Annotated in this window: 16 protein-coding genes and 1 pseudogene; 8 read left to right on the top strand and 9 right to left on the bottom strand. The window is 68.9% G+C overall.

What is annotated here, in order from left to right:
• Positions 1 to 69: 69 nt before the first annotated feature.
• The 3 genes from ACQPZW_RS15815 to ACQPZW_RS15805 form a co-directional block, all read right to left on the bottom strand.
• Positions 70 to 2,535, bottom strand: coding sequence for an ATP-binding protein (locus ACQPZW_RS15815; RefSeq protein WP_433795628.1), 2,466 nt, complete (start codon positions 2,533 to 2,535; stop codon positions 70 to 72).
• 141 nt (positions 2,536 to 2,676) lie between these two features.
• On the bottom strand, positions 2,677 to 2,868 hold the full coding sequence (locus ACQPZW_RS15810) for an AfsR/SARP family transcriptional regulator (RefSeq protein WP_433795627.1): 192 nt from the start codon (positions 2,866 to 2,868) through the stop codon (positions 2,677 to 2,679).
• Positions 2,865 to 4,937 carry a BTAD domain-containing putative transcriptional regulator gene (locus ACQPZW_RS15805; protein WP_433795626.1) on the bottom strand — a complete coding sequence of 691 codons (2,073 nt, stop codon included), beginning with the start codon at positions 4,935 to 4,937 and terminating at the stop codon, positions 2,865 to 2,867. The genes ACQPZW_RS15810 and ACQPZW_RS15805 overlap by 4 nt, the downstream gene beginning before the upstream one ends.
• Positions 4,938 to 5,407: 470 nt before the next feature.
• On the opposite strand from ACQPZW_RS15805, the gene ACQPZW_RS15800 reads away from it, so the two are divergent.
• The 5 genes from ACQPZW_RS15800 to ACQPZW_RS15780 all read left to right on the top strand — a co-directional run bounded on the left by ACQPZW_RS15800 (position 5,408) and on the right by ACQPZW_RS15780 (position 8,253).
• Positions 5,408 to 6,496, top strand: coding sequence for a M35 family metallo-endopeptidase (locus tag ACQPZW_RS15800; RefSeq protein WP_433795625.1), 1,089 nt, complete (start codon positions 5,408 to 5,410; stop codon positions 6,494 to 6,496).
• A gap of 173 nt (positions 6,497 to 6,669) precedes the next feature.
• Positions 6,670 to 6,933 carry a hypothetical protein gene (locus tag ACQPZW_RS15795; protein ID WP_433795624.1) on the top strand — a complete coding sequence of 88 codons (264 nt, stop codon included), beginning with the start codon at positions 6,670 to 6,672 and terminating at the stop codon, positions 6,931 to 6,933.
• A gap of 72 nt (positions 6,934 to 7,005) precedes the next feature.
• The gene (locus tag ACQPZW_RS15790) at positions 7,006 to 7,242 is read left to right on the top strand and encodes a hypothetical protein (RefSeq protein WP_433795623.1); all 237 of its coding nucleotides are present in this window, start codon (positions 7,006 to 7,008) and stop codon (positions 7,240 to 7,242) included.
• Positions 7,239 to 7,769, top strand: a complete 531-nt coding sequence (locus tag ACQPZW_RS15785; RefSeq protein WP_433795622.1) for a hypothetical protein — start codon at positions 7,239 to 7,241, stop codon at positions 7,767 to 7,769. The genes ACQPZW_RS15790 and ACQPZW_RS15785 overlap by 4 nt, the downstream gene beginning before the upstream one ends.
• Before the next feature lie 196 nt (positions 7,770 to 7,965).
• Positions 7,966 to 8,253 carry a YciI family protein gene (locus ACQPZW_RS15780; protein ID WP_433795621.1) on the top strand — a complete coding sequence of 96 codons (288 nt, stop codon included), beginning with the start codon at positions 7,966 to 7,968 and terminating at the stop codon, positions 8,251 to 8,253.
• 42 nt (positions 8,254 to 8,295) lie between these two features.
• On the opposite strand, the gene ACQPZW_RS15775 is transcribed toward ACQPZW_RS15780, so the two are convergent.
• The 5 genes and pseudogenes from ACQPZW_RS15775 to ACQPZW_RS15755 all read right to left on the bottom strand — a co-directional run bounded on the left by ACQPZW_RS15775 (position 8,296) and on the right by ACQPZW_RS15755 (position 14,790).
• Positions 8,296 to 8,829 carry a nuclear transport factor 2 family protein gene (locus ACQPZW_RS15775; protein ID WP_433795620.1) on the bottom strand — a complete coding sequence of 178 codons (534 nt, stop codon included), beginning with the start codon at positions 8,827 to 8,829 and terminating at the stop codon, positions 8,296 to 8,298.
• Between the two features lie 1,186 nt (positions 8,830 to 10,015).
• Positions 10,016 to 10,738, bottom strand: a complete 723-nt coding sequence (locus ACQPZW_RS15770) for an alanine--tRNA ligase-related protein (protein WP_433795619.1) — start codon at positions 10,736 to 10,738, stop codon at positions 10,016 to 10,018.
• A 9-nt stretch (positions 10,739 to 10,747) separates the two neighbouring features.
• Positions 10,748 to 12,328 (bottom strand): CHAT domain-containing protein, encoded by a 1,581-nt coding sequence (locus ACQPZW_RS15765; protein WP_433795618.1) that lies wholly within the window; start codon positions 12,326 to 12,328, stop codon positions 10,748 to 10,750.
• Positions 12,325 to 13,128 carry a 2OG-Fe(II)-dependent halogenase WelO5 family protein gene (locus tag ACQPZW_RS15760; protein WP_433795617.1) on the bottom strand — a complete coding sequence of 268 codons (804 nt, stop codon included), beginning with the start codon at positions 13,126 to 13,128 and terminating at the stop codon, positions 12,325 to 12,327. The genes ACQPZW_RS15765 and ACQPZW_RS15760 overlap by 4 nt, the downstream gene beginning before the upstream one ends.
• A 184-nt stretch (positions 13,129 to 13,312) precedes the next feature.
• Positions 13,313 to 14,790 (bottom strand): annotated as a pseudogene (locus ACQPZW_RS15755) (glycosyltransferase family 4 protein).
• Positions 14,791 to 14,961: 171 nt separating this feature from the next.
• On the opposite strand from ACQPZW_RS15755, the gene ACQPZW_RS15750 reads away from it, so the two are divergent.
• A complete protein-coding gene (locus ACQPZW_RS15750; RefSeq protein WP_433795616.1) occupies positions 14,962 to 16,800 on the top strand; it encodes a tetratricopeptide repeat protein in 1,839 nt (612 codons plus the stop codon).
• Positions 16,797 to 17,480, top strand: coding sequence for a CHAT domain-containing protein (locus ACQPZW_RS15745; RefSeq protein WP_433795615.1), 684 nt, complete (start codon positions 16,797 to 16,799; stop codon positions 17,478 to 17,480). The genes ACQPZW_RS15750 and ACQPZW_RS15745 overlap by 4 nt, the downstream gene beginning before the upstream one ends.
• Here the strand turns inward: ACQPZW_RS15745 and ACQPZW_RS15740 are convergent.
• Positions 17,454 to 18,149: a helix-turn-helix domain-containing protein gene (locus tag ACQPZW_RS15740; protein ID WP_433795614.1), complete on the bottom strand. Its 696-nt coding sequence runs from the start codon at positions 18,147 to 18,149 to the stop codon at positions 17,454 to 17,456. The genes ACQPZW_RS15745 and ACQPZW_RS15740 overlap by 27 nt on opposite strands.
• 225 nt (positions 18,150 to 18,374) lie before the next feature.
• Between ACQPZW_RS15740 and ACQPZW_RS15735 the strand changes: the two genes are divergently transcribed.
• Positions 18,375 to 18,731, top strand: coding sequence for a hypothetical protein (locus ACQPZW_RS15735; RefSeq protein ID WP_433795613.1), 357 nt, complete (start codon positions 18,375 to 18,377; stop codon positions 18,729 to 18,731).
• The last annotated feature ends 65 nt before the right edge of the window (positions 18,732 to 18,796 follow it).

Raw genomic sequence — 18,796 nt, 5'->3', positions numbered from 1 at the left:
CCGGCGCAACACCCGAGACTGTGCCGCCCGGTGTCGGCGCTCGGCGGAAGCGGTGCACCGATCGACCCGTCAGCCGCGGAGAACGCCGAAGACCTTCGCCAGCCTGGCGAGGTCCGGGTGGCGGGCGGTCTCGGCCAGTTCGAGGGCTCTGGCCCGCACTCGTTCAGCCGCCGTGCCGTCACCGGCGCTCCGGTGACACCGGTACAGACCGATCAGCGGTTCGATGTGCATCTGGGGTATCTCGCGATAGCACTCCAGCGCGGCTTCGTAACACGCCTCGGCGGCGGCGACGTCCTGCATGGCCAGGTGCAATGCCGCCGTCGAATTCAGCGTGTTGCCCTCGTGGAAGGTGTCGTTCCACTTGCGTACGATCCTCAGCGCCTCCTCGAAGCAGGCGAGCGCGGGAAGCCCCTCCTCGGGGTGGTAGAACCGGTGCCAGGCAATCGTCGGGAGCACACTGGCCTGACCACGTTCGCCGCCCTCCCCGCCGGCCGCACGGAAACTCTCCATGGCCTCCCGGGCGTACGGGTAGGCCGCCTCGACCTGTTCGCGTGTGAGGGTGTCCCACAGTCCGCCGATCACCGCGATGGACAGGCCGGTCAGACCGATGGCGAGCAGGTGCCGGTCGCCGGTCGGCCGGATCACCTCGACCATCCGCGCCAGCGGCTCGCGGGCCTCCCGCATCTGGTTGAGCACGAGCAGTCCACGCCCGACCGCGAAGAGGAGATTGCCGGTCCACCAGGCGCTGTCCTCGATGCCGGTGCCGGCCAGTGCGTCGCGGGCCAGCGCGATCGACTCGTACTGAACCGACCGCAGGTCCTGCTGGTAGCAGGCCAGCGTGTGGGCGAACCGGGCCAGATAGAGCTCCGGCGTGTCCCGCCACAGCGGCTGCCGGCACAGGTCGATCAACGCGGTCAGGTTGGCGTATTCGGTGTCGAGCCAGCCGACGGCCGCCCGGTGATCGGTGAGCTCCTCCGGGCGGACCCCGGGCCGGCCGTGCAGCTGCGGTGGCGGCTCGACGAAGTAGAAGACGTTTGCGGCGTTAACGGCTGAGCGCAGGAAATACTGGATCAGCCGGTGCAGCACCTCCGTGGGCGGATGCCCCAGTTCCCGGGCGTAGCCGCGCAGCAGGTCGTGAAACGCGTAGCGGCCCGGCCGGTACTCGTCGATCAGGTGGGCGTCGTGGAGCAGCCGCAGGAGTACCCGGGTGGCCGACCTGGATCGGCCGCCGGCGCTGACCGCCGCGTTCAACGGGATGTCCGGGCCGGGGTGCAGCGCCAACTGGCGGAACAGCTCGGCGGCGTCGTCCGGCAGCCGCCGGTACGACCAGGAGAAGACGGTCCGCAGGTCGTGTCCGGCCAGCGCGAACGCGCCGAGCCCCTCCTCCTCGGCCAGTTCGGTGGCGACCATGGCGAGTGGGAAACGGCCGACCCGCGCGCAGAGCACGGCCAGCGCGAGCGGCAGGCCGCCGCACCGCTCCACGATTGCGGCAGCGGCCTCGGGACTCGCGTCGACGGCTTCCGCGCCCAGCCGGCGGCGCAGGTAGGCGAGGGCCTCGTCGTCGTCGAATCCGCGCAGCGGCACCGGGCGGGCTCCGCCGGCTCGGACCAGGTCGTCGAGACGGTTGCGGCTGGTCACCACGACGGCGCAGCCGGGTTCGGCGGGCAGCAGCGGCCACACCTGGGCGGCATCGTGGGCGTTGTCGAGGACCACCAGCATTCGCAGCCCGGCGGTGACGCTCTGGAACAGGGCCCGGCGGTCGGGCTCGCCGGGCGGCACCCGGCGTTCCGGCACGCCCAGCGCGACGAGAAAGCCGAGCAGGATCTCGGCGGGGGCGGCCGGGTTCTCGTCGGGGCCGAATCCGCGCAGGTCGGCGTAGAGCCGGCCGTCCGGATAGCGGTCGGCGATCTGGTGGGCCCAGCGGACGGCGAGTGCGGTCTTGCCGACGCCTCCGGGGCCGGTGATGACGACGACGCCACCGATCTGCGCGGTGAGTTGCGCCAGCTCGGCTTCCCGGGCGAAGAACGTCGCCGGGGTACGGGGCAGTTGGGCCGGCCGCACATCGAACGGCTCCGCCTCCTCACCGAACTGGAGGTGCTTGGCCAGCGTCTCCTGCCGTCCGTCGCGGATCGCCTGCTCCAGCTCGACGAGGGCGGGTTCGGGGTCGAGACCCAGCTCGTCGGCGAGGACGCGGCGATGCCGGTCGAGTACCGCCAGGGCGTCGTCGGGCCGGTGCGCCGACCACAACCCGAGCGCGTAGAGCCACCACGAGACGCCTCGCAGTGGATGCGCGACGGCCAGTTCCCGTACGGTCTCGATGCCCTCGTCTGTCTGTCCCAGTTTGAGCAGGCAGGCGACCAGGCGCTGGAGACCGACGAGTCGTGCCTCCTCCAGCCGGGCGATCTCGCCGCGGGCCCACGCGTCGTCGGCGAACTGCTGGTAGGGGGAGCCACGCCAGCGGGCCAGGCCCCGGCGCAGGATCTGCAGTGCCATCGTGGTGGTCAGCTCGAAGGCGCGTTCCTGGACGCTGTGCACCTCGGCCTCGAACGACCAGGCGTCGACTGCTTCGACGGGTAGGTTCAGGGCGTACCCCGGAGGGCCGCCGACCAGGACGCCGGTTGCGCCGCGCGGCTCGCGTCCCGGTTCGAGAAGCTTACGGAGCCGGGAGATGTACGCCTAAAGCGATGCCGCCGGTCGCGGAGGTGGCGTCCCGCGCCAGAGTTGTTCGACGATCGACTCGGCCGGGACGGTCTGGCCGCGCGCCGCGACGAGCATGGCCAGCACCGCCCGCTGCTGTGGCCCGCCGAGTGGCACCGCTTCGCCGTCCACGAGGACTTCCACGGGGCCGAGGACCCGTATCTCGATCACGCCGCGACGTCCCATTCGTGGAAGAGGGCGATGCAGTCACCCGCGTGGAAACGGAGATTCCGGCGGTACGGGTGGAGGGCGGCTGCCAGCGGTCCCCGATACCGCTCCGGGGCGGTGGCGGCCAGGGCCAGGATGTCGTCGTAGGCGTCGGCCATCCAGGTGAGCGCGCTCTCGGCGTCGCTGAACTGCTCGGGGGTGATGTCGTCCGGTGCCGGACCGGGCACCGCCGGAGGCACGGGGGCCGCGAACCGTGCGGCCGCCTCGGTCGCCGAGTACAGGTAATACTCGATCAGCCGGCGGAGGGCGTCGTCGCGGATCTCCGGCGGGTCCGTGCGGTGTGCGGCCTGTGCCGCGAAGGTCCGGAGCAACTCGTGGCAGGCGAATCGGCCGGGCCGGCGCTCGTCGAGTAGGTGCACGTCGGCGAGCCGGCTCAGTGCCGCCCTGGTCACCGCCCGGGGTCGGCCGGAGAGGTTCATGGCGGCTGCCGGGGTCACGTGACGGCCCGGGTGCAGGGCCAGGTGCCGGAACAATTCGGCGTCGGCGGCCGGTAGCCGCCGCAGCGACCAGGAGAAGACCGGCCACAGGTCGGTCAGTGGGCCGTGTTCCATCTTCTCGGCGATGGTGACGAGGGGGGTGCCGCGGTCCCCGGCACAGACCAGGGTCAGGGCCAGGGGCAGGCCCCCGCACCGGGCGACGATCGTGTCCCGGGCGTCGGGTTCGCCGTCGACGGCGTCCTCGCCGATCATCGCGTACAGGTAGTCGCGGGACTCCTCGGCGTCGAGGACGGCCAGCGGCACGATGTGCGCGCCGTCCGAGACGGCCAGGCCGGTCATCCGGTTGCGGCTGGTCACGACGACCAGGCTGGAGCCCTCTCCGGGCAGCAGGGGGCGGATCTGTTCCGCGTCGTACGCGTTGTCCAGCACGATCAGCACCCGGCGGCCGGCGAGCAGGCTGCGGAGCAACGCGGTCCGTGCCGCCTCGCCGGGCGGGATGCGCTGGTCCGGCACCTCGAGTGCGGTGAGGAAGGCGGCCAGCACCTCGGCGGGGGCGGCCGGCGTGTCCTGCGGGCCGAAACCGCGCAGGTCGGCGTAGAGACAGCCGCCGGGAAAGCGGCCGGCGGCCCGGTGCGCCCAGTGGATCGCCAGGCGGGTCTTGCCGACGCCGCCGGTGCCGGTGATCACCACGAGACCGTCGGTGTGCCGGTCCATCTCCGCCAGTTCGGCGTCACGGGCCACGAACCCCGGCTGCGCCCGCGGCAACCGGGCCGGGAGCACACTCGTCTCGCCGGCACCGGTCCCGACCACCTCGTCCAGGTACGACTGCCGCTGCTCCAGGATCGCCCGTTCCATCTCGGCGATCGACTCGTCCGGAGTGAGGCCCAGGTCGTTGAGCAGGCGGCGATGCCGGCGGAGCACGTCGAGGGCGTCGGCGGACCGGTGCGCCGTCCACAGCGACAGCGCGTACAGCCGCCATGCTGAGGCCCGGAGCGGCTCCGACTCGGCCAGATCCTGGGCGAACAGCACCGCGTCGCCGGTGTGGGTGAGCCGGATCAGCGCCAGGATGTCGCGTTCCCGGGCGAGCAGGTGCGCCTGGGCCAGGCGGGTGATCTCCGGGCGTGCCCACGGCTCGTCAGCGAACGGCGCGAAGGGCATGCCACGCCAGCGGGCCAGCGTGTCGCGGAGGACGGTGTGCGCGTGCGCCGCCGAATCGGGGGCGTCCGGAGCGCCACCTGCCTCGGCGACGAAACGCCAGGCGTCCACGGCGTCCACGGGTAGCCGCAGGGCGTAACCGCCGCCGTCGCTGATCAGGACCCGGGCGGCAGCGCGGGGGCTGCGATCGGGTTCCAGCACGCTGCGGAGCCGGGAGACGTACACCTGGAGGGAAGCGAACGGCCGGGGTGGCGGGTCGTCGGCCCACACCTGGGCGATGAGCCGCTCCGCCGGGACCGTCCGGCCGCGCGCCGCCACCAGGATGGCGAGCACCGCCTGCTGCCGGCGGCCGCCGAGCGCGACGGGACGCCCGTCCACCAGCACCTCCAGCGGGCCGAGCACACGTACCTCGGTTCGCATCCGCCCCATCCTCCGTATCCGCGACGATCGCACCTCGCCGACCGGTCCGGCGGGTGACCGTCGGTCGGGCAGACGCCGAGCGGAACCTGACGCAGAGTCACTGCGGGCCGGTTCGTTCGGAGATCTTAGGCGTACTGGCGAATCGTTCTCGTTTCCGGAACGGACAGCGTCGGGAACGCGACAATCGTCACGGTCCCGGGAATTCTCCGTCGTCAGTCGCATGTCGACGGTTCGGTCCGGCGAGCGGAGGCGGTCCTGCCCTGCACCGGCGGAGCGGTTCGGCACCGCCGGAACGGGTGGGTCAGAGATCACAGAGCGTCGCGATATGACCCACCAGGGATGAGAGAAGTTCACCGGCGCGAGGAGATGATCGTACAAATAGAGAATTGTCGATGTTTTGGCTTCGGCTCCCTCGCTCCTGCCCTCTGGAGTGTCCCCCATGGGAGTCGATGGCCGAGAAGGGAAACCACGTGCGCATCTCTCGACGTCCGCTCTGGGCAGCGTGCCTCGCTGTCGGGATAGCGATCCCGACAGGCGCCGCCGCCGGGGCGAGCGCGGTGGCCGCCGCCACCACCGGCCTCACCACGACCGTCCAGATCGGCCAGGTGACCGGCAGCGCCCTCACCGTGCGTGTCACGGTGCGGAACACGTCATCGTCGGCGGTCGACGTTCTCTCCCGGGACCTGCCGCAGGCACGCCAGTCCACGGCGGTCCTGGCCGTGACCAGGGACGGCGTACCGGTGCCCTATCGAGGCAGGCTGGCAAAGCTCGCGGCGCCGACAGCCGCCGACTACACGCACATTCCCGCAGGTGGTGCCTACACCGCGACCGTGGACCTGGCGGACGACTACGACCTGTCACAGCCGGGAACCTTCACCGTCGCTCTGGCATCGACCCGGGTACGGGCCCTGAAGGGGGCGACCGCAGCCGTCCAGGACACTCTCCGGGTCGACGCCGGTCGCGCCACCGTCCGTACCAGCGTCGGCATCCGAAGCGCCGGCAGGGTGTCCAGCGCCGCACCGACAACCACTGAGCAGGTAAAACTCGCCGCCGCTGCGGTCAGCATCACCTACCGCGGCTGTACGACGAGTGAGCAGACCGCACTGAAGACGGCCGTCACCAACGCCGCAACGTACTCGCAGAAGTCCCAAGCCTGGCTCGCGGCGAACCCGTCCGGCGGAGGCGCCTACACCACCTGGTTCGGCACCTACAGCTCGTCGCGGTTCACGCGTGTGACGTCGGCATACAGCAAGATCACCAGCGAGCTGACCAGCAAGGCCCTGACGCTCGACTGCACCAGCAACGAGGACTACTACGCCTACGTCTACCCGAACCAGCCCTACGTCATCTACCTCTGCAACGCGTTCTGGACAGCGCCGGCCACGGGTACCGACTCGAAGGCCGGAACACTGATCCACGAGTCGAGTCACTTCACCGTCAACGGCGGCACCGACGACCACGCATACGGCCAGACAGCGGCCAAGCAACTCGCCGTGTCGAGCCCGAGCAACGCCGTCGACAACGCCGACAACTACGAGTACTTCGCCGAGAGCCGCTGACCCACGGCCGGCTCGCCCTGACCGGCAGCCCGTTCCGGCGTTCTCCGCGCGACGTAGCGAATCTACGACGCCACCGCTGGAACGGGCCGCCGCCGCACAACCTCACGCACCTCGGCGGCCCCGTCGCCGGGCGGGCGGACGGCGGCGAATCCGGGCGATGCATGCTGCCCCTCATGATTGACGCCATGGGCGCCGATGACCCATACACGATCATCACCGAGTCGACATTCGTGGCCCGGTTCCTTCTCCATCCCTACACGGACACCGTGGACTCGGTGGCCAACGTCGACGCGTTCGTCGACCCGGATGGCAGCGCCTGGTCAGGCCCTATCTCGGTCTTGATTGACGACCCCGAGCCGGAATCGGTGGATGGCTTCATTGAGATCGAGCGGGGCACGACAAGACGTGAGTCCGTCACCGCCGACCACCGGTCGTGACGGCGCCGGCCGATCGGAGCGCGGACGGCGGCTGGTGAAGGACGACTGATCTGCCGAAGGTAGCTTCTACCGATGCATCGTGATCCGTTGGATGACATCCCCGCACGGGCCCGGACGGAACTGGCGGCGGCCGTGGCTGCGGCCATCGATGTCGATACCGCCACCGCGGAAGACATCATCCGGTCGACCGAGCCGTTCTGGGATGCGATGGAACGAGCCGGTGGCCTCGTGGACTCATGGGGCGGGAGCGAATTCCGTTACGTCCTACCACGGGTCTTGTCGTACATCCAGGCCACTGCCAACCCATGACCGATCGTGGTGATGCCGAGCTCGCCCTTCTGCTTCACCGCCACGTCACCGATCTCTTCATGTGGTTGAGCGACTACCCCGAGGAGCAAGTCGACCGGAGCGCGGTGGCATCGATAGAGCGAGACATCGGCCGGGCCACCGGCCAGCGTCCCGACGGCCGACGCGCGCCACGGCTGACCAAGGGCTCTGGCGACGAGACGCTCAAGCGTGCCATCGGTCTACTAGTGGACGTCAATTGGTGGCTCGACACCTGCTCGGACGAGGATGTCGACGAATGGGTGGCGGGAAATCTCCAGGAGGGAACCGCCTACCTCCTCGCCGAGCTACCCGACGAGCAGCGCAGCCGTCTCCTCGAGGTCATCGAGGTCCTTGCAGTCACGGAGCAACACGAGGGCCGCCGGTACGAGATCCGTTTCTTCCCGTTCGCGATGGGCCTCGTCGAGACGGAGCCCACCGAGACGAAGCCGCTCCATCGCCGATGGGTTCGGCCTCAGGACCGAACTCCCGGTCCGGCCGCCGAAGAGTGACCCGCCTACGATTCCTGCGAAACGATGCGCAACCTCGGCGTATGCGTGGTTGTCCTCCATATTGCATCGGCGCAGGTAGGAGACGAGCTCACGGTCGTTCACCGATCCAGTGTGACGGGCAGGAGAAGCAGCGAGCGCACGGCCTACCAAACCCCCGAGCTGAGGTGAGTGGCGCAACATGCCATACGCTCATCGAATGTTCGTGATCATCCTGACCTACCGTGTTGGACTGGAGAAGATCGACGCGGTGCTTCAGGACCATGTCGCCTGGCTGGATCAGCAGTACGCCGACGGCGTGTTCCTCGCTTCGGGCCGGAGGATCCCCCGAGTCGGTGGTGTCATCCTCGCCAAGGACGTTACGCCCGCAGAGTTGGAGGAACGCCTCGACCTCGATCCGTTCCGGCGGCACGGCCTCGCCGACTACGCGGTGACCGAATTCATTCCGTCCCGCACCGCACAGGGATTCGAGTCGCTTCTGCCCTGACCGAGCGGATGCTCGCCGCCCTGTCGGGTTCCGCCGGCGGGATCAGGGTGCGTCCCCGATGGGGGCGCCTTCTTGCGGACGGAGTGCGGTCAAGAGGCTTTCGAGCTGGCCCCAGGCCCGCGCGCTCGCGATGTGGTGGATGTAGTCTCGCGACTCCACGATGAGCCCGTCGCGAATTCGCATGACGAAGACACACGGCACGGTGAACTCTTCGCCGGTTTCGACCACCTGCCCCTGATAGGCGAACTCGGCGACGATCACCTCCGGGTCGGCGGTTTCGTGGATCCTCACATCGACCGGTCTACGGTTCAACGTTCGAGGAACCGGCGGCGGTGCGACGAAGTGCTCGTGCAGGTCGGCCCGGCTACGCAGCGGCGACGGGTCGAGCGGATGGAACGGATGTGTGACATGAGTCCGCTCGGCGTAGAGTTCGCTCAATTCCTCGTACGGACCACTGCAAACGCCGTTTATCAGTCGGAGGAAGGTTTCGCGTGGGCTGCCCATGCCGGTCCCCTTCAATCGGGTGAATGTCACTCCGAGGCGGCCGGATCCCGAGTCCGAGGGGCCGGCGCTCATCGCAGCACCCTAACGACATCAGCCCGGCTCGACTGCCCCGCCTCCGGCACGAGCAGGACGACACCTTCGACGGACGACTTCAGGTCGTGTAGGACCGGCGGCTGTCCCGCCGTCCGGTTCTGCTGCTGCTCCTCGGGAGCGACCTGCACATGGTGCAGCGCCTCACCGCCTACGACCGACCCTTCTACGGCCGGGCCGACAACCTGGTTCTCGGCCCCCTCAATGCCCTGTTCGACAACCGCTGGACCGGTTGGCGCGGCCTGTGGTCACCGCCTGGCAATTCTGGGTCGATCTCCGCCCCGACACACCACCATGACTCGGCTGGACCTACGGCCTCAGCGGACCGGCGGTGGTCATGATCCCTCGTCCGTCAGCGGCGAGACGCTCTACGGAGTGCTGCACTCGAATATCCAGTGGGCCGGCCCTGGACCTCGACCAGGGGCGAGGTCCCCAGTCCAACCGCCGTCCAGAATCCCGTGGCCTGACCCAGGGCAAAGCCGGAGGCACCGGCCGACGAAACCACCAGCGTCGCCAGACCTCGGGACTACCGCAGACGGCCAGGGTGAACATCCATCCCGCCCGGGTCCGGTTGGTCGGCAGGTACGCAGTGGTGTGCCCATGTCGGCACCGATACGCCGCCCGCCGCAGCCGATGCCCCGACATCCGCCGGGTGCATCCGCTGCGGGGAGATTGCCCACTCCTCCCACGGATTCCACACCCGCACCGGACCTAGACTGGTCCGCCGGTCCTCGGGCACCACCTCTCGATGATCGGTGAACTGCCGGTTCCACACCTCCCGGCCGGCGTACCGCGGGGTTCGCCAGAATCACCGCAACCGTCCGCAACGTCCACACCTACCTGCTCGATGCTGGTTCCGCGCCCGGCCATACGCAGCCGGCGACGGCCTCCGCCGCTCGTTCAAAACATGCGCGATCCCCGCGGTGCTCGCCGTCGGACGAAGATCCACCGCACATGCGGGGCCGTCAGCGGATCCAGGGTTCCGGGCCATGCTGACGCCGGCCCCAGTTCGCGTGAACCTCTGTCGGGTGCGGCTCGCATCCACCAACGGGTATTCGTACGGCGGACGGCCGCCGAGATGGCGGCCCTACTCACGCACCTGCGCCGGCATCGCCGACCCGCACCCAGGCATGGTGGCCGGGCCAGCCCAAATCGGTTGCAGTTCCCGTCAGCCCAGGTCGTACGAGACGCGGGTGCGTCCTGACTTGAAGCGCACGCTCTTGGCCCGTAGTCCCTTCAGCTCTCCGAGGCGGGGTACGTGGGTGCCGCCGCAAGGCGAGTGGTATCCGGCGGTGATCACCACCCGCGTGGGTTTGCCGTCTGGGATCTCGGCGGGGATGTGCACCCCGGCGGCGCGCAGCTTCTCCACCGAGTCGAAGCGCCAGGTCACCTCGGAGTTCTCGGCGACGAGGCGATCGAGCTCGGCCTGGATCTGCTCGGCGACCGATTCGCGCCGTTCCGGCGGGACGACGCCGGCGAACTCGACGTACGGGCCGTCCGGGAAGTGGTAGCCCTTGGTGGCGGGCAGGCCGATCAACCGGTCCACCGCAGTCATGACGAGGTGGCCGCCGGTGTGCAGGCGGCTGTGTTCCCGGCGCAGCCCTGGGTCGATGTGGAGACCTGCCCTCTCGCCGACGGCGACCCTCCCCCGGCTGTGGTAGCCGTGGTGCAGCACCTCGCCGTCGGCGAAGCTGACCCGCACGATCTCGGCCGTGCCGCCAGCCGTCTCGATGCGCCCACGGTCGGTGGGCTGGCCACCGCCCTGCGGATAGAAAATCGTCTGGTCCAGGACGATGGTCAGATCGCCGGCGGGTCCGGCGTCGGCACGCATGACGGTGGCGTCGGCCTGGTTCAGGTCCGGCTCGTCCAGGTAGATGAGTGTGGTGGACACGTGCGCTCCTTATTGCTTGTCATGCGGATCGCCGCCGGGCTCGGCGACGACGGTGAAGAGGGTGCCGTCGTGGGCACGGGTGAAGACGACCGGTGTCGCCCATTCGCCGTAATGTGCCTGGAGGAAGAGAGAGCGACGGACCTCGGTGATCGCGCTGTCGACGGGGACTCCCGCTGCGATCAACGCGTAGAACTCGCCGGCGAACACCAGCGCGGCCCGGTCCGAGATCGGGAATTGCATCGCGACGACGGTGGGGATGCCCCGTTCCACCAGCGATCCCGCGATCCCGGACATCGCGTCGCTGTCGTCGGTCGTCGCCGACTCGCAGGCGTTGATGACGATCAGCCGCAGAGGATCGTGGTCGCGGAACAGCGTGGCCAGCTCGAACCCGGTCACCCGCCGGCTGCCGAACTCGGTGTCGAAGTACAGGTGACCAATCTGCTCCCGCTCGTCGAAGGCGCCGTGCCCGATGAAGTGCCAGACGTGGAAGGGCCGCCCGGCGCGCTCGGCCTGCGCAAGCGTGCGCTGCAGGGTCGGAAGTTGACCGTCGCGGGTGTAGGTGAGATTCACACAGCCCATCTCGATGTAGGGGGCGAGCGCGGTCGTCAGCCGCTTCTTCTCCTCCTCGACGTCGAGCGGCTGGAGGTCTCCAGGAGAGCAGATCGTGGTGAGTACGCGAAGCGGGTACCGGACCCGCAACGGCGGCGGGGCGAGGGTCCGGTCCGAGTGCCTGACGATCGAAAACCTCGGTTCAAGGCAGAGGAAGTCACTGCCGTCGAACAGGAACTCCCACGGCACCCGGTTGAGTTCCGGAACCGCCGACTGGCGCAGGCGTAGTCGTACACCGACATCGTTGTGGCGTGCGTGAGCCCGCAGCGCCTGAAACATGTCGCGGGCCTCGCCGGCCATCAGCGCGTCGAACAGGCCCTTGCCGAATATCGCGAACGGCGACACGGCGCTCGGCACCACATGACGTGTGCCCGAACGCGGCCGGCAATGACGCAGCACGAAGTTCTCGATGTCGCGCGGCCCGTAGGGCAGAATGAACTCCCCAGTGGCCGAGCCGAGTATCGACCGCAAGTCGATCGTGTACCGATCTCGGCCACCGCCGATGGTGACGTCGAGATCGACGCTTTTCACAGCATTGACGGCGGTGAAGGTCAGCTCGTCGGCGTGCCGTTCGATCATGTCGGTCTGGTCCTGGAGCAGTCGGCGCGACTCGTAGGCGAAGAGGCGGCGCCACATGTCGTGACCGATGCCGGTACCCGTGCGCCGCAGCAGGAAGTAGGTGCCGAGATCCTTCGTGACGGCAGTGAACGCGGTGGCCGCCACCGGGTCGGCGCGGCGCAAGAACGCGACGACGACCCGTGACCAGGACAGGTACCGGTCCAGCAGGGCTACGGCCCGGGCATGTTGCGCGTCGTCAGGTGCGCAGACGGTTTCGCTGTCCCCGCCATCGTCCGGGACGCGGTCAGCCAGCGTCACCGATGCGAAGAGCGACAACATTTCCTCATGCAGCTTGTTGATCTCGTCGATCAGCTCCTTCGCCGACCGGTACATACGGTTGACCTCGTCCCCGGAATCCGTCACGACCAGATAAGCAAGTCGCCCCGGGCACTGAGGGCGATGAAGAACGCAACCGCTATACGGCGGCGACCGTCGCCCGGCTCGACGGCGTGGTAGTTCCGCGGGTCGAAGACGAGAACGTCACCGGCTCCGGGTTTGGCCACGATGCTCTGACAGTTCGCCATGAGTTCGCGGTCGTACCCGTACCTGTGCCGGTATCGCTCGTCGGCGGGCTGCCACCGGCGACGCCAGACCGACGTCTCCCCGCCGGTCTCCGGCATGGACAGGTAGAGGTTGAACGCGAGCTGGGCCACGACCTCGGTGTCGAATATGCCGGCAGGGAACTCACGTACCACGTCGTCGAAGTGGGCGTGCGCGCCACCATTGATCTCACGGATCATTCCGGCGAACAGGGGACGCCCCTGGACGGTGGCGACCTCGACCGAGCCCGGCCAAGCCTGCCGGAACGCCTGGATCGAGAGGGCTACAGGGTCGCCCTCGAAGTCCACTTCCGACCAGGCCCGCGCGGCCCTTGACGCGTGCTCCCAGTAGCCGTCGTCGAGGCGTCCGTCCCGGCGGAAGTCGTTGATCGCCGGACCGAACCGGGCGATCGGCGGGTAGACCCTTTGCTCGTCGTAGAGGTCCAGCGTGAGGTCGTCCAGCCGCTCGACGAGCTTGTCGCAGCTTTCCGAGTCGATCATGTGAGGGATTCGCAGCACCGCCGTGCGGCCGGAGAGCAGGCTGCCGATCCGCCACGACGTCAACGAGGCGGCATCCACGGATACAAAGAACGGGTCGAGCAGGGACGACGTCAGTAGGGACATGCGGTCTCCTCGGAACAGGATTTCGGGCGGTGACTGCGCCGGAAGACCCATTCAAGACGAAACCGGACGTGAGTTGGTTCGCTGGCGAACTACCGTTGGCCGGAGCTGGCGGCAATGCGCTGAACTGGGCGTTCATCCGCCCGGTGCGGTGTTCGCCAGCGAACACCAGGGGACAGTTCTCTGGTCAGAAGCCACACTCGGTGAGCAGTGCGCGGGCGACCGCCGCGTTCGTCACCTTCTCGGCCATCAGGCGGCGTACCTCCTCCGCAATGGCGAACGCGCCGCGCTCGTCGCGGAGGACGCCGACGGTGAAGTTGACCCACGTCTCAACGTGCTGGTCGCCGACCGGCAGGACGAACTTGTCCACATATTCCGGAACATGTTCCTTCAGAAGCTGGGCGAGGCCACTCTTCGCCGCGACTAGCAGCGGTGTGCCGGCGACGATCGTCTCGCGTCCCACCAGCCCGAACGCCTCCGCCCGGGCGGGCGCCAGCACCAGGCTCGATCGGAGGAGGTCGTCGTGGAGTTCCGTGGTGGACGCCGTGAAACCCCGGGGGTCACCTGCAACTCCGCATCTCCGGACCACTCCGACACCCGTGTGCGGATCTCCCCGTACTCACCGGCCGGCACACCGCGCAGCAGCAACTCCAGCTCGGCCCAGGGCTGAACCCGTTGGGCCGCCGTACCGACGATCTTCGCCGCGAGGTCCAGACCCTTGACCTTCCAGTCGTCCAGGCGACCCATCACCATGATCGTTCGCTCGCCAGGCCCGGGTATCATGCGTGGGTCGCTGTCATCGCCGTCGAACCCGGGGTCCAGACGCACCGGAACGGGATCGCCGGGACGGCTCAGCGACTTGCGGAGCGCATTATGCAGCAGGGGACCGACCGCGAAACAGAAATCGGCCGTCCGCGCGAGGTCGATGTCCAGCGTCCACCGCTGCTCCGCGATCGCCACCGCGTCCGGGTTGTCCGGCCGAAACTGCTCGATGTGGTCGGACCAGGTATGGACGATGTGCGCGCGTGCTGCCCCGCGGTAGTAGTCGGCGCAGAGGGCCGCTGCGGCCGGGCCGGTGACGTGGCCGTGCCCGACCACGATGTCCGGCTCCCACCCCTCCGGCAGCGACGGCGGCCGGAGCATCCGCGTACCGTGCCGCACCTCGGGCGTGCCGACCAGCGTCACCTGAGCCTCAGTGGCATGCCTGAGCTCGTCGGTGGTCGGGCTGTGCACCGCGCAGACGACATCCGCGCCGATGCGGACCAGGGCGGTCGCCAGCGCCCGATTGAAGGTGCTGATGCCACCCTTCGCGGAGAACCAGTGAGTGTCCAGCAGTAGCAGCCGCGGCTTGCGCGCGTCGCCGGCCCGTGATCTCTCCGCTGATTCGTCCTCATCGGCCTGCGCCCACCCGCCGCTCCGCCACTCGATCGGCGACCCGGCCGACAGGCGGGACAACACCGCCTCGACTGTTCTGGTCGCCAACTCCGGGTCACGGCCGCGAACCCGGGCCGTGGCCCCGTTCTTCTCCGCCACGATCTCGACGTAGCCGTCGTCAAAGTGGTCCAGAAGCCACTCTCTGGCCGCCGTCGCGGCGGTGGCGACGTCACCCAGAACGGTGATCACGGCTCGCAGCGGGAGGCCAGAGAGTGGCCCGCGCTCGCCCATGTCGAAGCCGGCCCTCGGCGCAAGACTGCGGTCGTGCAGGGCCGACAGCAGTTTGACGCGGGCTGCGGCGTCGACTGCCACGTCGAAGTTGACAATGGTCCGCGCTGGTGCAGGGTTCACCATGGTATCGATGATGGCAGCAACGGATGATCTCGAGGCGTGAGGTGTGTCGTGGGGCCGAACCGTTCCGCAGCGATTCTCGATCTCCTCGTCGATCCGGCCGTCGCCTTCGCCCTCCATCCCCCGGACCCGCTCGCTCCGGATGCTCGGCTCGCCCACACCGCCTGTGAGTGGGACACGCTCGCCTCGGTCTACAAGCGCGCCGGCGAGGCGGCCTGGAAAGGCCGGCAGCGCGACCAGGCGCTCCGGCTGCTGCTCGCGGAGAGCCGTACCGCACTGCGCCTGCCGGACCGCAATCGCTACCGCGAGGCTGTCGCCTTTCTCGCCAGCCGGCACCGGCTCTGCGCGGGATTCGTCGCGGCCGAGCACTGGTACCTCGAAGTGCTCCGCGAGTCGCTGGACGAGTCGACCGCACCCCTCCACGCCCGGATGTGGCGCGAGATGGCCGCCTTGCACGAGGTAGCCGGCCGGTACGCCGAGGGAAGGATCACCTGCGACCGGGCGATAGCTGTCTGCGTGCGATATCAACACGCTGCCGCAATCCGCGACCCGCACATCAAGGCGCTGCTGCAACGGGCGGTGCTCGAACGCCAGCAGGGGGACCTCGCCGCGGCACGCGGCACGCTGGACCATGCCCGTGAACTGGCCGACCACGACGAGGTGCATTCCTTCACGCAAGGCTTGGTCGCGTTGCGCGAAGGCGGCCTGGAGGTCGTTCTCGGCCGGCCCGACGTAGCGCTCGACGCGTTCCACCGTGCCGCTGACGCCTTCGAGGGCCTGAGCGAGGCGAACGTCGCCACGGTCCGGTTGCGTGAGGTCTTCTGTCTGCGGGCGCTCGGCCGACGGCATGAGGCACTCGCGATCACCGACGAATTGGCGACACGGTTCCGTGGCGCCAGCGGCTCCGCCTACCACCGTGGTCAGGTGATGCTGGAGCGCGCTGAGGTGCTCGAAGAACTCGGCGACCATGACGGCGTGGCAGTCGCGCTCGCCGAGGTCGAGGCGTACTACGCGTCATCGACAACACTCGAGTCGGTGCGCTGGCATCGGCACGTCGCCCGGAACCTGATCCATCGTGAAGGCGACCCAACGGCGGCCGCCGGTCATCTCGCGGCCGCCCTCGAGATCGCCACGCGACCGGACCGAGCCGATCTCACCAGGACCCGGCTGGCCCTTCACGACCTCCTGCGGCTACGGACGACCGACGCGCTCCCGCACGGAATGTGGCGAGACGTCTGGCGTGCCGCGCTGCTCGCCGCGGACATCCAGCGGGACTCGCTCGACGATCCGGCCAGCCGCTGGTCGTTGCACGGGGAGAGCGAGCCGGTCTACGCCACGTCAGTGCTGATCAGCACGGAGCTGGCCGAGGCCGCCTCGACGGCGCAGATCGCCGAGACCGGCCGGGCGGACGTGCTCAATCACCTTCTCGGCACGTCGTCGGGCAAGAAGGAAGTCACCATCGAGTCCGGGCGGTTGGAGCCGGCGGGTCAAGACCCTGAACTGGTCCATCGCATCGTCGAGGTGGGCCGGCTGGCCGCCGAGGCGATCAGGTCGGGGCGACGTCCGGAGGTCTTCCCGGAGCTGCCGCTTCCCGGAAGCCTGCCGTCGACACACGAGCTGGACACAATGGCCGACCTCATCGTGATGATCACGATCGGTGAGAGCCGGGAAGGCTGGTGGTCGGCCACCGTCACCCGAGAACGCCACGGCGACTGGCAGGCCGTGGTGAACCACGCCGAACCCGAGCTGACCCCCCTCGTCGACCGCCTGGCCGGGGGCCGGCTGCTACCGCCCCGCGGCGTCACGCACGATCTCGTAGAACGGCTCGGCCGGTTCCTCCTGCCGGAGCCGGGGATCTGGGCGGGCAGCGCCGACACCCCCGGTCGATGATCATCGTGCCGGACCCCCGCCTGTGGCATCTTCCCCATGCCGCTCTTCTCCGCGACGGTGTGCGCCTGATCGACGTGGCAGAGGTGACGCTCGCGCCCAGCTTGCGGACCCTGGAGCTGTTGCTGCGCCGGCCGGTGACGTCCGTGCCGCTGCCCGGCCGGCCGGTCCTGAGTGATCTCGACGCGACGCTGCCCGGCCACGCCGTCGAGAGAGCCGCACTGGACGGATGGCCGGGGGGACACGACTTACTGTCCGGGCTTGCCGCATCCCGCCGGGACGCCGCAGCGATCTACGTCTCCGGTCACGGCGCGGCGGCCGGTGCCACACCGCGGTTCGGACGGCGGGGCATCTCACTCGACAGCCTCGCCTCGGCCGAACTCCCCCGGCTCGTGCTACTCAACGGATGTTGGAGCGGTACGGCCGTGAGCCGCTACGGACGGGACCCACTCAGCCTGGCGGTAGGTGCCCTCATCGGCGGCGCCGACACCGTGATCGCGGGTGTGGGTCGGGTGGGAAGTGAGGCGTCCGCCCACATCGGTGCAGCAATCATACGGCTGTGCGGCAATGGTCTACGGCCAACGGCAGCACTCCGGATCGCGCAGCGCAACCTGCGTGACGAGCATCCCGAACTGGGCCTTTTCGACTGGGCCGGACTATGCGCCGTCGGTCTCGGACGCTGACAGGCCACATTCGGCGCACCGATCGCGATCCGACCAGTCCTCGCGGTGCACGTCGCGCGGTGTGAACGGCTGCCCGCCGAACTCGGCCCGGACGGCGAGCCGATAGTGCCACAGTTTCTCGGCGAACGGATGGTAGACGGCGTGGTACGCGGGCGAGGCGAGCGCCGCACCTGTCCGAATCACGTTACGCACATTCACCAGGTCGAAAAATGCGGCCTCACCCGCCGCAACCACGTCGGGAGCGCCCGAGGCAAGCAGCCGATCGCGTTGCGTATAGACACCGGCGCCCTCCATCGCCGTGTTCGCCATCGCCAGCAGGTCACCCGGCCGTTCGGTCAGGGCCACGGCGCGAAGCCTGTTGTGCGCACCGTCGAGCGCTTCGAGGTACGCCATGCAGATCGCCCACCTGTCCGGCGAGGACGCTGCCGTGGTCGAGGGTCTGGCCGCCGTCTTGTCCCGATCGTGGCGCTGCTCCTGAACCTGCTCGGCCCACTCCCGCACCGAGGCCAGGTCCTCCTTGCTGGCGCCCAGTGTCTCGGCCAGCAACACCGCGGTGTCGGGAGCCGGCACCTTCTTCCCTTTGAAGATCTCGGTGACATAGCTACGGGATCGTCCCGCGGATCTGGCCAGGGAGGCTTTGCTCATACCCTTGGTGACGGCCAGCCGCATCAACAGGTCCAGGAGCTCCCTTCTCGGATCCGGTGGCACATCGACCGGGTCTGGACGCCCTACGGCCATGAACCCCATCCTCACGAAGGCGGCAGAACCTCAGCATGCCGCAAGCCGCTTCGTCCCTGCCACGCAGGTTCCCTGCCACGGGATCCGAGAGATCCCGGCGTCCACTTCGTCCTCGAAAACGCCACCACTAGTGGTCGACGGATCATCGTCGATGGCGTGCCGAACGGGGTATTGAGTGGAGCTTTCATCGAGGAATGGCTCGGCGAACAGACCAACACCCTCCACTACTACGCAGCCGTCCGCGCTGTGCAGGGCGGCAGCTTCCAGCCCGAACGCGATACCCGCCCCTGGCTCAAGTTCGCCTTCGCCGCGCACCATCGCCAGGCACAGCGCGTGCAACGACGGTACGAGTGGACCGTACGCCTATGGAATGACCTTGCACGGCTGGCGGGCCTGCTGGCAGCACAGGGTCATGCGACCGGCCGCGTCTACGTACTGGCCGGGATCGCCTCCGAGATTGCCGAGGCCGCGGCTGCGGCGGCACGCGGACCTGGACGCAACCCCTACTCATAGACGATTCCCGTAGCCACCGAGATCACGGTGGACAACGGCCGCCCACAACCATGCCCAAGCCACGC

It is taken from the genome of Actinoplanes sp. CA-252034, assembly GCF_050956125.1.
Lineage (GTDB): Bacteria > Actinomycetota > Actinomycetes > Mycobacteriales > Micromonosporaceae > Actinoplanes.
This window is presented reverse-complemented; position numbering and strand designations above follow the sequence as displayed.